The organism is Ensifer adhaerens (assembly GCF_001270265.1).
GTDB lineage: Bacteria > Pseudomonadota > Alphaproteobacteria > Rhizobiales > Rhizobiaceae > Ensifer > Ensifer adhaerens_B.
Genome location: NZ_LGAP01000031.1, coordinates 20,228 through 33,884, shown reverse-complemented (window position 1 = coordinate 33,884; position 13,657 = coordinate 20,228). Strand labels below are relative to the sequence as shown.

The following is a 13,657-nucleotide window of genomic DNA, read 5'->3' as shown; positions in this document are numbered from 1 at the left end:
GCGCAACGGCGTTTCCAAGGCGAGCGCCCTTAAAGCCGCCAGCCCCGGTTGATGACGAAGTGCGCCGTTTCGCCCGGCGTCACCGCCCTCTCAACATAGGCTTTCAGCGTCTGACCATCGGGCAGCGAAAGCGTGAGCGCGAAGCGTTCGCCCTCGAAAGTGCAGGAGGCCACGCGAAGCGCAATTCCCTCACCGTCGAGACTCACATGCTCCGGCCGTACCAGCACTTCGTGCACCGGCGCTTCGCCTGCGCCCGCCTTGACCGCTCCATCAAGCGCGGCCCGAAGCATCGGCCACTCCAGCGCCCTCGGCGCCCCCTCCGGCAGCGCCAGGCGCAGGATCGAGCCGCGGCCGATCAGCCCGCCGACAACCGTGCCTTCCGGCCGGGCGTAGATTTCGGCCGGCGGCGCCAGCTGCACCAGCCGGCCCTCCGACATGACAGCGACATCGGTCGCCAGCGCCATCGCTTCCGACTGGTCGTGCGTCACATAGACCATCGTTGCGCCCGAGCGCTCATGGAAGATGCGGAACGTCTCCTCCATCGACTTGCGCAGATGCTGGTCGAGATTGGCGAGCGGCTCGTCGAGCAGCACCACGTCGGGCGACGTCACCAGGCAGCGCGCCAGCGCCACCCGCTGCCGCTGCCCGCCGGAAAGGGCTGCCGGCCGGCGCTCGGCGTAATCGGTGAGCTTGACCAGCGCCAACGCCTCGCCCACCCGCCTGCGCCAAGTCTCGCCGGAAATGCCGCGCACCTTGAGGGGATAGCCGACATTTTCCGCCACCGTCATATGCGGCCAGAGCGCGTAGGACTGGAACACCATCGCCATGTTGCGCTTTTCCGGCGGCAGCGCCCGCGAGGCATCCGATAGCCGGCGCTCGCCATAGTTGATCGAGCCGTCAGTCGGCTGCTCGAAGCCGGCGATCATGCGCAGCACCGTGGTCTTGCCGCAGCCGGATGGGCCGAGCAGCGCCAGAAAGCCGCCTTCACGCACCGTCAGCGACACGTCGGAGACGGCCGGACGGCCGCCACCGAAATCCTTGGTCAGGTGATTGAGGATCAATTGCGCCACGGCAGCACGCCTTCCGGAAGATAGTTTACAAGGGTTTCCAGCGCCCCCATCAGCGCCATCACCAGGATGACGACCAGCACCGACAGCGCCGAGGCCAGATCGGAAGAGCCGCTGTCGTCGAGATTGAAGATCGCCACCCCCAGCGTCTGCGTGCCCGCCGACCACAAGAGCGCCGAGACCGTCAGCTCGTTGGCGGCAATCAGAAAGACGAGGATGATCGAGGCGCCCGCCGCCGGCGCCACCAGCGGCAGGATGACGTCGCGCATGCGCCTGAAGAAGCCGGCGCCCGAGAGCCTTGCTGCCTCCTCCAGCGACGGGTCCATCTGCAGGAAGGCGCTCATCACCGGCTTCAGGCTGACGGCAAGGAACGAGGAGAAATAGGCGATCAGGATGATCCAGATGGTGCCGTAGAGCGAGACGTTGAGGATCGGCAGCGGTGCTGCGAAGGTGAGGATAAAGGCGACCGCCAGCACGATGCCGGGCAGCGCATAGGGGATCTCGATCAGGATGCCGAGCGTGCTTGAAAGCACACCCTTGCGCCGGTTCATGAGATAGGCGGCCGGCACGGCAACGACGAGCAGCCCGAGTGCCGCCGAACTGGCGAGGAACAGCGAATTGGTAAAGGCGCTCAGCGTCATCGTCTGGCGAAAGAGGATTTCTTCATAAGCGCGAAGCGACACCGTCTGCCAGTTAAGCGGCACGCCATAGGCCGGCACCAGCGAACTGGCGATCAGTGCGGCGAGCGGCGCCACCAGCACCAGGAAGAGGATTGCCGCCAAGCCCAACTCGACAAACACACGAAACCGCCCGAGCGAAAAGGCGGCATTGGCCCCGGAAAGGCCGATGATGCGGTAGTCCCTGCCCGCCAGCGCCCGCTGCTGCAGGATCAACCCGGCCGCAGCGATCGCAGCAATCAGGCTGGAGATGAGCGCGATCTCGCCGAAGGTGCCCGAGCCGAAGCTTGCGAGCCGCGTATAGATCAGCGTCGGCAGCACCGAAATCCCCGCGGGAATGCCGAGGATCGCCGGAATGCCGAAATTGCCGACGCCGGAGACGAAGGCGATCGCCGCCCCGGCAATCAGCCCGGGTGCGGCCAGTGGTGCTACGATATCGAGGAAGACGCGAAACGGCGAAGCGCCGGAAAGCCGTGCTGCCTCCACCCCGTCGCGCGGCGAGGCTGCCAGCCCCGCCTTCAGCGCCAGGAAGACCAGCGGCGCGTGCTGCACGCCGAGAAGCAGTGAAATGCCAAAGAGCGAATAGAGCGGCTGCGGGCTGCCGAGCGGCGGCGCAATGCCCAGCGTCTTCAGAAGGGGGCTTGCCGGCCCGGTCATTTCCACCCAGGCAAGTGCGGTCACCTGCGGCGGGATCATCATCGGCAGCATGAAGGCGAAGCTTAAGGTCAGCTTGCCCCTGATATCGGTGAGCGCCACGGCAAAGGCAAAGAGCGCGCCGATCACCAGCGAAATCAGCATGCCGCCGGTCGCCGTCACCAGCGTATTACGGATCGCGGCATAGGTCGCGGGCTCGGTCAGCACGCCGATGGAATTGCCACTGACCAGGCCCGCAAAGCCGGCTTTGGCGAGGCTGATAAGTGGCAGCGCGCAGAGCAGGAAAAGGCAGGCGAGCACGAAGGGCACGAGCCAGCGCGGCTCGCCGGCGGGCGAAGCGCCCGGCCGCATTCGGCCCGACCTTCGATGGTTTGCCCCCAATCGGCTTTGACGCCCTGCCCCCGCAATGGCAAAGCGCAGCCAGCGGTGCCGGCTGCGCATGGTTTCACCCTGTTCGGACATTCAGGCGATCAGTTCGTGCCGAAGATGCCGGAGAAGGTCTTGAGGTCGGCGTCGGAATTCTTCACGGCCGCCACTGCGTCGATCGGCAGAACCTTGATCGTCTCGCGCGCCGGGTAACCTTCAGGCAGCGCCACGCCGTTGCGTGCCGGGATGTAGCCCATCTTCACAGCGGTCTTCTGTCCCTCTTCGGAGATCAGGAAGTCGACGAACTTCTTGGCGGCCTCGGCATTCTTGGCGGTCTTCAGGATGCCGACCGGCTCGGTGACGGCGGACACGCCTTCCGCCGGGAAGACGAACTCGACCGGTGCGCCCTTGGCCTTTTCGCGGATCGCCATGAAGTCGACGATCATGCCATAGGCCTTCTCGCCGGTGGCAACAGCCTTCAGCACGCCGCCATTGCCGCCGGCAGCCGTCGCGCCGTTTTCGGCGAGCGCCTTGTAATAATCCCAGCCGAGGCCGTCGATGCCGGTAAGCGTCTGTGCGTGGATCAGGGCCGCACCCGAGGTCAGCGGGCTCGGCATCGTCACCAGGCCCTTGGCGTCAGCTTTGGTCAAATCCTGCCAGCCAGCCGGCTTGGTCGAAGCCGAGGTGTTGTAGATGATGCCGGTGGTGATCATCTTGGTGGAATAATAGGCGCCGTCCGCATCATAGAGGGAGGCGTCGTAGTGCGCCGCTTCCGGCGACTTGTAGGCAAGCAGTTGGCCTGCTTCCTTCAGGCGCTGCATCGTCACCGTGTCGGCGATCAGAAGCACGTCGGCAACCGGGTTGCCGGCCTCGATCTCGGCCATCAGCTTGGCCATGATCTTGGTCGTGCCCTCGCGCACCCATTCGACTTCCACGCCGGGATTGGCCGCCTTGAAGGCATCGACCGTCGCCTGCGCATCCTCGTTCGGCTGGCTCGTATAGAGCACCAGGCTCTCGGCAAAGGCGGCGGTGGAAAGCAGCGAGGCGACAAGCGCACCGGCAACGACGGAAACAAACGATTTCATCGGCATATCCTCGGTTCAAGATGGCGCCGAGCCTTAGAGCCGATGTTTTACAGGGGTGTGACAGGCCAGAACGGCAAGCCCCCTGTCGCGCTCCCTCACCGGGAGACCGCACGCTCCCTTGACAAGACGCGCAGACCGAGAAAGCTTGCACGGCATGCGAGTGGAGGAACTGCCATGGACACTTTTCTGAAAATTGCCGGCGCGGTGGTCATCGTCGTATCGCTGGCGATCGCGCTGCGCGTCACCGTGCCGTCTTTCGGCTCGGTCGGCATTATCCTTGCCCTGCAGTCTGCATCGCCCGCCATCGGCGTAGGCGTCGCGCTTGCGGCCTTCGGCTCGATGCTCGGGCAGCTCAAGAAAATTCGCCTCGCCGCCGAGCGCCAGGCCGATCTGTTTCAATCCATATTGGAACGCCGCAGCCAACCTGCCGCCGAATAGGCTCCGCCGACCGCGTGGATCGCGGGTAGCCAGGGCGTGGTCAGATGGGGACCTCCCACGATTCCTTGATCTTCTGCATCGGGATTTCCGATTTGATGTTGCGAACGCCTTTGATGCGGCCCAGATGCTCCATCTGGAATTGCCGGTAGCCTTCAAGGTCCGGCGCCATCACTTTCAGCAGGAAATCGCAATCGCCCGCCATAAGGTGACAGCCAACCACCTGCGGCAGTTTCCTGACGGCCTCGACGAAGGGGCCGACCGTCTCCTCGTCCTGGCCGGTCAGCCATACCCGGGCATAGACCGTGAAGCCCATGTCGAGTTTCGCCGCGTCGACGATGGCGACGTATTTATGAATGAAGCCGGCATCCTCCAGCATCTTGACGCGTCGCAGGCACGGCGACGGCGACAATCCGACACGCGCCGCCAGATCCGTATTCTGGATCTTTCCCTCCTGCTGCAGGATGCGCAGAATCGCGCGATCGATCATATCGAGCTTCATTGGCATAACGCACCGCCATGCTTCTATTTGTTGGCATTGGATGCCAGATTATCGGCAATCGGTACCGAATACGCAACCAAAACCTTCCTCGCCTGGATTATCTTGCCGGCCTTGAGATCGACGCCCGCCGAAACGCGTAGGCGCCGGAAATTTCCGTTCGATGGACGAGGTTCTAGAGGTGACTGATTTTAGTTCGGCCGACACAAGGCCATGGCTGGCCCGAGGCTCCGAGGGCTGGCGGGGGCTGAGAGATTCGGTTCCCGTCATGCTCGGTTTCGTGCCTTTCGCGCTGGTGTTGGGCGCCCAGGCGGCAGAGAAGGGCTTCAGCGTCATTGAGGTGCCTCTGATGACCGGGCTCAATTTCGGCGGTGGATCGGAATTCGCGGCGGTGGAATTATGGACGTCGCCGCCACACATTCTCCTGATCGTGGCGATCACCTTTCTCGTCAACAGCCGGCACCTGCTGATGGGCGCGACATTGGCTCCGCTCCTCCGGCACCTGCCGCGCCGGAAGGCGCTGATGGCGCTGTTCTTCATGTGCGACGAAAGCTGGGCGATGGCGCTCGCCGACGCCAAAAAGGCCGGAGGGAAGCTGAGCCTCGGTTACTTCTTCGGTGTGGCGTTCGGCCTTTACGTCAGTTGGGTCGTCTTCACCACCATCGGCGCGTTCGCCGGCCCGCTGCTCGGCGACATCACCCGTTATGGCTTCGATATGGCCTTCCCCGCGGTTTTCCTCGTCATGCTCGCCGGCATGTGGAAAGGACCCAATGCTGCTCTGCCCTGGCTTGTCAGCCTCGTGGCGGCCGGCGCCGTGCATATCGTCATTCCCGGCGCCTGGTATGTTCCGGCCGGTGCGCTCTCAGGCGTGCTTTCCGCCTTCTTGCTGGCACGAAACCAATGATCGATCCGCTCTATCTTACCGCCATCATCCTCATGGCAACCGTCACCTATCTGACGCGTATCGGCGGCTATCTGTTCCTGCGCAACCGCACGCTCAGCCCACGGCTGCGCACGGTGATGGAAAGTGCCCCGGGCTGCGTTCTCATCACGGTGATCGCGCCGGATTTCGTCAGCGGGCGGCCTGCGGATCTGCTGGCGCTGTTCATCACGCTCATGGCGGCGACCAGGCTCCCCATCCTGCCCACGGTCCTCGTCGCGATCGCCTCCGCCGGCGTACTGAGACATGTGTTGGGCGGCTGACAGGTTTTGGACGCCCCGCTTCTAGGGTCAGAAGCTGGACTGGCCTGATGTGCGACAGGCCGCCCACCCGATACCGACCTGCGCGAGCCAGCGCCCGGCTCGCCCCGTAAAAAAAATTTGGCCCCGATGTCACAGGGGAGATTTCTGTCTCGTCATGATGTCGGAACCAACGAAAGGAAACGGAACCATGACTGCCAAGATCGACCTTTTCGCCGCTGCCCCGCAACTGATGAAGAGCTGGACCAGCGTCTCGATGACCATCGCCGCCAGCCTGGAGCCTGATCTCATCGAACTCGTCAAGATCCGTGCCTCGCAGATCAACGCCTGCGCCAACTGCATCAACATGCACACGCAGGAAGCGCGCGCCAAGGGCGAGACCGAGCAGCGCATCTACCTGCTGTCGGCCTGGCAGGAAGCCCCCTGCTATTCCGAACGCGAGCGCGCCGCGCTAGGCTGGACCGAGGCGCTGACTCGCCTGTCGGAGGGCCATACCCACGAAAGCGCCCGTCAGGCTCTGCAGGACCATTTCACCGAGGAGGAACAGGTGAAGCTGACGCTCATGATCAACGTCATCAATGGCTGGAACCGCTTGGCCGTCGGCTTCGGCCTCTGGGTCGAGCCGGCAGCGGCAAAGGCTGTCGCCTGATGGCGGGCAGCGCAAAGGAGGACGCAGCGGCGGGTTTCGACCCGCTGCGTCCAAAACTCATGCGCGTTGCCTATCGCATGCTCGGCTCCGTCGCCGACGCCGAGGACATGGTGCAGGAGGCCTTCATCCGCTGGATGGGGGCCGACCGCTCGGAGGTGCGCGAGCCTGAAGCCTTCCTGCGCCGCACCGTCACCCGGCTCTGCCTCGATCAATTGAAATCGGCGCGCCGCCAGCGCGAGACCTATGTCGGCCCCTGGCTTCCCGACCCGGTCGTCGAGGAGGAGCCGGAGGACGACGTCACCCTGCCCCTGATGCTCGCTCTGGAGCGCCTGTCGCCGCTCGAGCGCGCTGCCTTTTTGCTGCACGACGTCTTCGGCCTTAGCTTCGAGGAAGTCGCCGCGACGATCGAGCGCGACCCGGCCGCCTGCCGGCAACTGGCCGCCCGCGCCCGCACCCATGTCCGCGAGGCGCGGCCGCGCTTCCACGTCGAACAGGCGCGCGGCGTCGAACTGGCCGAAGCCTTCTTCACGGCCTCGCGCAGCGGCGACCTGAAGGCGCTCGGCGCCATGCTGGCCTCCGATGTCAGCATCCACGCCGACGGCGGCGGCAAGCGCTCCGCCGCGATGCGACCGATCCTCGGCTTCGATGCCGTCATCAAGGTGCACGAACAGTTGGCCGCTCTCTTCAAGAAACACGGCTCGACGCTGGTGCGCGCCGGCTTCATCAACGGCCTGCCCGGCTTCGTCACCCGCGAGGCCGACGGCGAGCTGCAATCGACCGCGCTCGAGATCGAGGACGGCAAGGTCGTGGCGATCTATATCGTGCGCAACCCCGACAAGCTGGGGCATCTGCATTAGATCCGTCCGCAATTGCGTCGTTTCAAAGAGTTGGATCATTTCAAAGTTTCAATGAAACAATGAAAGGATCCAAGCTCGGGAACCGCTGTCAGATGGGATGCGGCTCGACCGGGTCTCGCCCGAGGTAGACGTCGCAGCATCCCTGTGTTCGTTGCTGCGGGGGTGCCGCGCGCCAAGGTTCAGCGACCGGCCGGGTTAGTCTGCCTCCCCGCGGGCAGCTGCCCTTTGCGGCGTACTTTCGCCGAGGTCCCAGTAGACGCCGGCCATCACCGCGAGGCCCTCTCGAACAATAGACAGGGGAAGATGCTCGTTCGGCGCATGTTGGGAGCATCCGGGATAGGAGTGTGGAATCCAGATTGTGGGAAGTCCCAGTATTTCCGAGAAGATGTCGTTCGGCAGTGAACCGCCGAGGTTCGGCAATATTGCTGGCTTCTTTCCAGTGGTGCGGGCGATCGAGTCGACGGTCCAGGTCACCCAGGGATGGTCGGGGTCGAGGCGGGTGGCGTAGAAGGTCTCCTCGCTCGACTTGGCCATCTGGACCGCCGCGAAGCCGCAGCGATCGAGATGCCGGCGCAGCGCCGGAAGGACATCGTCCACGTCGACCCCGACGACGAAGCGCAGTTGGCACCGAGCCCACGCGCGCGGCGGAATGGCGTTGACGGGCGTTTTCGGGTTTCCAGCTTCGTAGGCAAGCACCGTGAATGACGGCCACGCGAACACCTTTTCCGCAGGCGACAAACCCGGCTCGCCCCATTCAGGGTCGATCCTGGCGTCTTCGTCATCTTCCATCTCGCAATCGGCGAGCGCCCGCTTCACATTGTCTGGGAGCGCCTCGGGCAGCCATTCCTGCACCAGGATTTTTCCGTTCGACGAGACGAGGCTCGATATGGCGTGGGCAAGCTGGATTGCCGGATCGGAAAGCAGGCCGCCCCAGTTGCCCGAGTGATGCCCTCCCTTGCGCGCGTCGATCCAGATATCGAAGCTGATCGTGCCGCGCGAGCCAAGGAAGACCGTCGGCTGCGCGGCCGAGAGCCTGGGACCGTCGGACGCAATCAGGACGTCCGAGCGGAACAGCTCCTTGTGCGCCTCGGCCAGCTCGCGCAGGCCGGGAGAGACCTTCTCCTCGCCCATCTCGATGAGATATTTGGCGTTGAAACCGAGTTTGCCACGTGTCTCCAGGACCGCCCGAAGCGCCCCGAGATTGATCGAATGCTGGCCCTTGTTGTCGGCCGTGCCACGGCCGAACCATTTTCCCTCGCGCTCGACGAGCTGCCAGGGCGAGAGCCCCTCGTCCCAGTCCTTGTCGAGACCGCGCACCACGTCGCCATGTCCATATCCCAAGACGGTCGGCAGCCCAGCATCCTCGATGCGTTCGACATAGAGGAATGGCCATCCATTCTGAGAAAACTTGCGGCAGGAAAATCCGAGCGCCTCGAAGGCGGGGCTGATTTCCCCATCGATGTACTCGGCTAGCACCGACGCCCGATCAGGGTTTTGGCTCTCCGTCGGCAGGCCGACCCGGCGTGCGAGATCGCTGCGGAAGGCACCTGAATCGAAGTAGGCCTCTGCCCTGGCTATGGCTTGGTCGCGAGTCATGGTTTCAAGCCCCCTCAAAATTCTCGGAACTCTATGCGGCAGAGCGCTTGCCCGCCTTCACGACCGACCAGCCCGCATTCATGCCGACGCAGCATTTCAAAGTGCTACCGCGACCTTTGCGTCTGATAAGACGCGCGTCGCCGTAGTCAGGTCTGGCATTGCTGCTCGTCGGTGACGAGCGGGCCTGTCGCGAGCACACGGGTCGCGAGCAGCATACACGAAGCACGCGTTCCGTGGGATCACTCTTCAGGGCTACCGCGAGCTTCAATCGACCGCCCTCGAAACGAGGGCGGCAAGGTTGTCGCGATCCATGCGGTGCGCAACCACGACAAGCTGCAGATTGCCACCAAAGCCCCGACAGCGTTTAGGCTGCCCGCTCGCGCTCGGCACGAGCACCCTCGGGAATCCGCGCAATCACCTTGATCTCGAAGTCGAAGCCGGCGAGCCAGTTGACGCCGATGGCCGTCCAGTTCGGATAAGGTGCTTCGCTGAAGATCCGGTTCTTGACCGCCATGATGGTCCCGAACTGGTTCTCGGGATCGGTGTGGAACGTCGTGACATCCACGATGTCGTCGAAGGTGCAGCCGGCCGCCTTCAGCGTTGCCCGGAGGTTGTCGAAGGCGCGCTCGACCTGGCGGGCAAATTCCGGTTCGGGCGACCCGTCCTCGCGGCTGCCGACCTGGCCGGAGACGAACAGCAGATCTTGAGAGCGGATCGCGGCGGAATAGCCGTGCGCCTCGTAAAGCGCATGCCTGTTGGCGGGAAAGATTGCGTCGCGTGAAGTCATTTGTCTGGCCTCTCTGAATTGTAAGGCGTCGAAGCGGATGAGCGCTGTTTGGCAGAGCTTCACAAAATCCGCTTCATTTGATATACGCCACGTATACGAAATATCGAAAGACGCGGCGTATGTCAATTTCATATACGCCACGTATACGAAAATGAGGACAGAATGGCCAAACGTCGCCAGGAGACGATGGAGGAAAACCGCGTCAAGCTGATATCGGCCGCGCGAAAGGCCTTCGCCGAAAAGGGTTATGCCGCGGCCTCGATGGACGAGTTGACCGCCGATGTCGGCCTGACCCGGGGCGCGCTCTACCACAATTTCGGTGACAAGCGCGGGCTGCTGGCCGCGGTCGTCACCCAGATCGACGGCGAAATGGCGGCGCGCGCCAAGGAGATCGGCGCCAAGGCCGAAAGTGCATGGCAGGGAATGCTCGCGGAGGGAGCGGCCTACATCGAGATGGCGCTCGATCCCGAGGTCCAGCGGATCGTGCTGCTCGATGGACCGGCGGTGCTCGGCGATCCCTCGAAATGGCCCAGCCAGAATAGCTGCCTGCTGGCCACAAAGCGATCCGTGGAGCAGCTACTGGAGAAAGGCGTATTGAAACCGGTCGATGCGGAAGCGGCGGCGAGGCTCCTGAGTGGCGCAGCGCTCAATGCCGCGCTTTGGGTCGCCGCCAGCGACAATCCAAAGGATGTCCTGCCGAAGGCGATCGACGCCTTCCGCTCCATGGCCACCGGCCTGCTGGCGGACCACTGAGCCAAGCGGCCGCCTCGGCACCGGTCGCGCGTGCAAGGCGGCCTTGGATCGGAAAACGGCAGCAGTGCGGGTGCGGGCCTGCGGCCATGGGCTAGCCGCGTCTCTCCCCCATCAGTTCCCACAGATCGACCTTTTCGGAGCGCCCCTTCACCGGCACAAGCCCGATCGCGCGGAAGTCGAAGACATCGCTTACGGCGTCGTGCACGGCTCCGCCCGCCAGGATCGATGTGTTGAATTCCTTGTTCAATCCTTCAAGCCTGGAGGCGACGTTGATCGTGTCGCCCATGGCCGTGTATTGCTGGCGGGAAACCGCCCCGAAGCTGCCGACGACGGCCGGGCCGGTGTGCAATCCGAAGCGGGTGAACAATTTGGGTCGCCCGGTCTGGTGGTTGGCCTCGTTCAGGCGATCGACGGCCGCCTTCATCGCCAGCGCGCAATGACAGCCGTTTTCGGCGTGGCGGGGATCTGGAACGGGCGCGTTCCACATGACGAACAGGGAATCGCCGAGATATTGCACGACCGTGCCGGCGTGCTCTTCGGCAATCGTGTTCAACAGTTCGAAGTAGGCGGAGAGGATGTCGACCACGTCCTCCGGCGAATGCTGTTCCGATATGGTCGTAAAGTCGCGGATATCGGTGAAGAGCACGGTCACCTCCTGCCGCGTGGCGTTGACGACCGCCTCCCCCTTCGGATTGACGATCCGCCGGACCACCTCGCGCGGAACGTAGAGGGCAAACTGGCTGATCGCATGCCGGCTTGCGGCAAGTGCGCCTGCGAGCGTGTTGATCTCGCTGATCCAGGAATGGGGCGCGCCCTTGCCGATGAAGTTCAGGTCGCCGATCCGGCGCGCCTCGTCCGCCAGCCGGTAGAGCGTGCGGCTGATCACGCGGGACAGCATGACCGATCCGGCCGCACCTGCCACCAGCAAGCCGGCGGCAATCATCAGGTTGCGGGCGAGCAGCCGATTGGCTTGCGCCACCAGGTCCTGCAGCGGCACGACGATTGCGACCGAACTGCCCTTGAACAGACCGGCGACGCTCACCGGGGCGATCTGAACCAGATAGCGCTCGCCCGCGAAATCGGTTTCAGCGAGACCGCCGCCCGCATAGGCGGGATCCTTCCGCAGCCGCGCCACGACGTCCAGGCTGGCGTCCAGACCGTGCATGTCGGCAGTGCGACTGCCCGACCATGTTCCCAGTATCCTGCTCATGACGGCCGGATCGGAATGGGCCACGAGAGCGTTGTCGCTACCGATGATATAGGATCGGGCCCTCGGCGAGATCTCCCGCGCATCGAGCAGGCGGCTGACGGTCTGAAGATGAATGTTGACGCCAACCACGATCTGCGGATTGGCCTTCATGGCGGAAGCGAGCGTCAGCGTCGGGACCCTCAGCGTTCCGGCGACATAGGGACCGACGGAAACCGGCTCCTGGCTTCGAACGGCGGCCTGATACCAGGGCCGTTGCCGCGGATCGAAGGCCGTCTGCTCGAACGCGCGCTCCCCGATCGGCCGTGCTTCGCCGTCGAGGAACCGAAGTGTCGATACGATGCTCGCGTCTCGTCCATGCGCGAGCATCCTGACGGCGAAGACCGTACCCGCCGGTGCCGCCAGGCTCTGGCGAACATAGTCCCTTTCAGCGTTGATCACCTGCAGGTACGAGCCATCCGGGTAGCCGGCATAGACGCTCGTCGCGTTGGGGACGCTTCGCAGGGCTTCCAGAAAGAACTGCTGTTTCGCCTCCAGATCCCGTGGCGGCGCGGCACCGAGCTGCGGTACGGCGGAGGCGAGTGCGACCGCTTCTCTGCCGCCTTCGAGCGCATTCCGGTACCCCTCGATCAGGCGCAGGCTCATCTCGTGCATGTGCTTTTCGCCTGCGAGAATGGCCGCTTGCCTCCCCTGGCTGAACGCCATCCAGATGATCGGCGTCGCCGTGCAGAGGAGCAAGGCGACGACCAGGACACTGAGATGCACTCTGAGGGGCTTGGACCAGCGCACGAAACTTCTCCGAAACGCGACTGTAGTCGGCGAACGTACCACCTGCTCCTGTTCGCAGGAATGCGCATTCTTTCAAAGAAATAGACCATTTCATTGAATCGATGAGACAATGAAATGGTCCGGTGTTTGGCAGGTCGCTCGCGGCCTGGAGCGCCGCGCGTTCAGATCTAGAGCATCCCGCTTTCAAGTGGAGTCACTGAAAGCGGACGAGATGCTCTAGAATCAAAGTACTAGAGCGTCCTTAGTGCGTTCGTCTGAACGCACGGCGCTCTAGTTCAGTGGAATGGCGTTGTCGTCCTTGCTCGCCTGGTAGACGTCGGAAAGCTCGTCATATTTCGCCCGGATGGCCCCGGCGCGGGACTTCAGCTCTTCGCGCTGCGGCTCTGGAAGACGGTCGATCAGCGCGTGGATCGACTGGCCCTTCCAGAAAGCGTTCGTCCGGTTGTAGCCGCCGGGCTCGAGCGTGAAGACCTCCTTCAGGATCTTGAGGTCGTGGGGGATGGAGAAGCTGTCGCGGGAATCCTCGTGGCTGAAGAAATAATAGAAATTGTCGAAGCCCGCCCAGGTGATCGCCGAAAGACACATCGAGCAGGGTTCGTGCGTCGACAGGAAGATGAGATCGCGCGAATCCGGGCGGTCGGTACCCTCGATTTCATAGAAGCGCTTCAGCGTGTGCACTTCGCCGTGCCACAGCGGGTTTTCCGTCTCGTTGTTGGTTTCGACGAGAACGGTCGAAAGATCGGACTTCCGCATGAGGGCGGCCCCGAAGATCTTGTTTCCCGCCGCCACCCCTGCTTCCGTTGCCGGAATGATGCCGCGCTCCATGGTTCTAAGCAGCGCATCGAGAAGTTCGTAGTTGTTCGTCTGCTGTGTCATTGCCGTTATCCTTTTGTTGAATTTCAGAGCAACGCCAGGAAAAGCAGGAAACGGTTTCCTGCCCGGAATGGCGGGTTTCAAAGCAATCCCAGGAAAAGTGCGAAGCGGTTTTCCGTCCGGGATTGCGGGTTTCAGAGCAATCCCAGGAAAAGTGCGAAGC

At 63.4% G+C, this 13,657-nt stretch carries 14 protein-coding genes; 6 read left to right on the top strand and 8 right to left on the bottom strand.

What is annotated here, in order from left to right:
- Positions 1-29 precede the first annotated feature (29 nt).
- From AC244_RS28940 to AC244_RS28930, 3 genes are all read right to left on the bottom strand, one after another.
- Complete coding sequence (locus AC244_RS28940) at positions 30-1,070, bottom strand: ABC transporter ATP-binding protein (protein WP_053252278.1); 1,041 nt, start codon at positions 1,068-1,070, stop codon at positions 30-32.
- Positions 1,058-2,749, bottom strand: a complete 1,692-nt coding sequence (locus AC244_RS28935) for an ABC transporter permease (RefSeq protein WP_053252277.1) — start codon at positions 2,747-2,749, stop codon at positions 1,058-1,060. Before AC244_RS28935 ends, AC244_RS28940 begins: the two co-directional genes overlap by 13 nt.
- Before the next feature lie 119 nt (positions 2,750-2,868).
- Positions 2,869-3,849, bottom strand: a complete 981-nt coding sequence (locus tag AC244_RS28930; RefSeq protein ID WP_053252327.1) for an ABC transporter substrate-binding protein — start codon at positions 3,847-3,849, stop codon at positions 2,869-2,871.
- A 174-nt stretch (positions 3,850-4,023) separates the two neighbouring features.
- Between AC244_RS28930 and AC244_RS28925 the strand changes: the two genes are divergently transcribed.
- A complete protein-coding gene (locus tag AC244_RS28925; protein WP_053252276.1) occupies positions 4,024-4,287 on the top strand; it encodes a hypothetical protein in 264 nt (87 codons plus the stop codon).
- Between the two features lie 40 nt (positions 4,288-4,327).
- On the opposite strand, the gene AC244_RS28920 is transcribed toward AC244_RS28925, so the two are convergent.
- Positions 4,328-4,792 carry an Lrp/AsnC family transcriptional regulator gene (locus tag AC244_RS28920; RefSeq protein ID WP_152976153.1) on the bottom strand — a complete coding sequence of 155 codons (465 nt, stop codon included), beginning with the start codon at positions 4,790-4,792 and terminating at the stop codon, positions 4,328-4,330.
- A gap of 259 nt (positions 4,793-5,051) precedes the next feature.
- On the opposite strand from AC244_RS28920, the gene AC244_RS28915 reads away from it, so the two are divergent.
- From AC244_RS28915 to AC244_RS28900, 4 genes are all read left to right on the top strand, one after another.
- Positions 5,052-5,687 (top strand): AzlC family ABC transporter permease, encoded by a 636-nt coding sequence (locus AC244_RS28915; RefSeq protein WP_414735963.1) that lies wholly within the window; start codon positions 5,052-5,054, stop codon positions 5,685-5,687.
- On the top strand, positions 5,684-5,986 hold the full coding sequence (locus tag AC244_RS28910; RefSeq protein ID WP_053252274.1) for an AzlD family protein: 303 nt from the start codon (positions 5,684-5,686) through the stop codon (positions 5,984-5,986). The genes AC244_RS28915 and AC244_RS28910 overlap by 4 nt, the downstream gene beginning before the upstream one ends.
- Before the next feature lie 187 nt (positions 5,987-6,173).
- Positions 6,174-6,632: a carboxymuconolactone decarboxylase family protein gene (locus tag AC244_RS28905; protein ID WP_053252273.1), complete on the top strand. Its 459-nt coding sequence runs from the start codon at positions 6,174-6,176 to the stop codon at positions 6,630-6,632.
- Positions 6,632-7,489 (top strand): sigma-70 family RNA polymerase sigma factor, encoded by an 858-nt coding sequence (locus AC244_RS28900; protein ID WP_053252272.1) that lies wholly within the window; start codon positions 6,632-6,634, stop codon positions 7,487-7,489. Before AC244_RS28905 ends, AC244_RS28900 begins: the two co-directional genes overlap by 1 nt.
- A 195-nt stretch (positions 7,490-7,684) precedes the next feature.
- On the opposite strand, the gene AC244_RS28895 is transcribed toward AC244_RS28900, so the two are convergent.
- Together AC244_RS28895 and AC244_RS28890 are read right to left on the bottom strand one after the other, a co-directional pair.
- Positions 7,685-9,085: a M20 family metallopeptidase gene (locus AC244_RS28895; protein ID WP_053252271.1), complete on the bottom strand. Its 1,401-nt coding sequence runs from the start codon at positions 9,083-9,085 to the stop codon at positions 7,685-7,687.
- 364 nt (positions 9,086-9,449) lie between these two features.
- Positions 9,450-9,872 carry a RidA family protein gene (locus tag AC244_RS28890; RefSeq protein WP_053252270.1) on the bottom strand — a complete coding sequence of 141 codons (423 nt, stop codon included), beginning with the start codon at positions 9,870-9,872 and terminating at the stop codon, positions 9,450-9,452.
- Between the two features lie 162 nt (positions 9,873-10,034).
- Between AC244_RS28890 and AC244_RS28885 the strand changes: the two genes are divergently transcribed.
- The gene (locus tag AC244_RS28885; RefSeq protein ID WP_053252269.1) at positions 10,035-10,625 is read left to right on the top strand and encodes a TetR/AcrR family transcriptional regulator; all 591 of its coding nucleotides are present in this window, start codon (positions 10,035-10,037) and stop codon (positions 10,623-10,625) included.
- 91 nt (positions 10,626-10,716) lie between these two features.
- Here the strand turns inward: AC244_RS28885 and AC244_RS28880 are convergent, their stop codons facing one another.
- Together AC244_RS28880 and AC244_RS28875 are read right to left on the bottom strand one after the other, a co-directional pair.
- Complete coding sequence (locus AC244_RS28880) at positions 10,717-12,621, bottom strand: adenylate/guanylate cyclase domain-containing protein (protein ID WP_053252268.1); 1,905 nt, start codon at positions 12,619-12,621, stop codon at positions 10,717-10,719.
- A gap of 270 nt (positions 12,622-12,891) precedes the next feature.
- Positions 12,892-13,497: a deaminase gene (locus AC244_RS28875; protein WP_053252267.1), complete on the bottom strand. Its 606-nt coding sequence runs from the start codon at positions 13,495-13,497 to the stop codon at positions 12,892-12,894.
- Between the last annotated feature and the right edge of the window lie 160 nt (positions 13,498-13,657).

Bases quoted from the DNA above. Each gene is read 5' to 3' on its own strand.
- AC244_RS28935 (WP_053252277.1), bottom strand. From the start codon at position 2,749: ATGCGGCCGGGCGCTTCGCCCGCCGGCGAGCCGCGCTGGCTCGTGCCC.
- AC244_RS28930 (WP_053252327.1), bottom strand. From the start codon at position 3,849: ATGAAATCGTTTGTTTCCGTCGTTGCCGGTGCGCTTGTCGCCTCGCTG.
- AC244_RS28925 (WP_053252276.1), top strand. From the start codon at position 4,024: ATGGACACTTTTCTGAAAATTGCCGGCGCGGTGGTCATCGTCGTATCG.
- AC244_RS28920 (WP_152976153.1), bottom strand. From the start codon at position 4,792: ATGCCAATGAAGCTCGATATGATCGATCGCGCGATTCTGCGCATCCTG.
- AC244_RS28915 (WP_414735963.1), top strand. From the start codon at position 5,052: ATGCTCGGTTTCGTGCCTTTCGCGCTGGTGTTGGGCGCCCAGGCGGCA.
- AC244_RS28910 (WP_053252274.1), top strand. From the start codon at position 5,684: ATGATCGATCCGCTCTATCTTACCGCCATCATCCTCATGGCAACCGTC.
- AC244_RS28905 (WP_053252273.1), top strand. From the start codon at position 6,174: ATGACTGCCAAGATCGACCTTTTCGCCGCTGCCCCGCAACTGATGAAG.
- AC244_RS28900 (WP_053252272.1), top strand. From the start codon at position 6,632: ATGGCGGGCAGCGCAAAGGAGGACGCAGCGGCGGGTTTCGACCCGCTG.
- AC244_RS28895 (WP_053252271.1), bottom strand. From the start codon at position 9,085: ATGACTCGCGACCAAGCCATAGCCAGGGCAGAGGCCTACTTCGATTCA.
- AC244_RS28890 (WP_053252270.1), bottom strand. From the start codon at position 9,872: ATGACTTCACGCGACGCAATCTTTCCCGCCAACAGGCATGCGCTTTAC.
- AC244_RS28885 (WP_053252269.1), top strand. From the start codon at position 10,035: ATGGCCAAACGTCGCCAGGAGACGATGGAGGAAAACCGCGTCAAGCTG.
- AC244_RS28875 (WP_053252267.1), bottom strand. From the start codon at position 13,497: ATGACACAGCAGACGAACAACTACGAACTTCTCGATGCGCTGCTTAGA.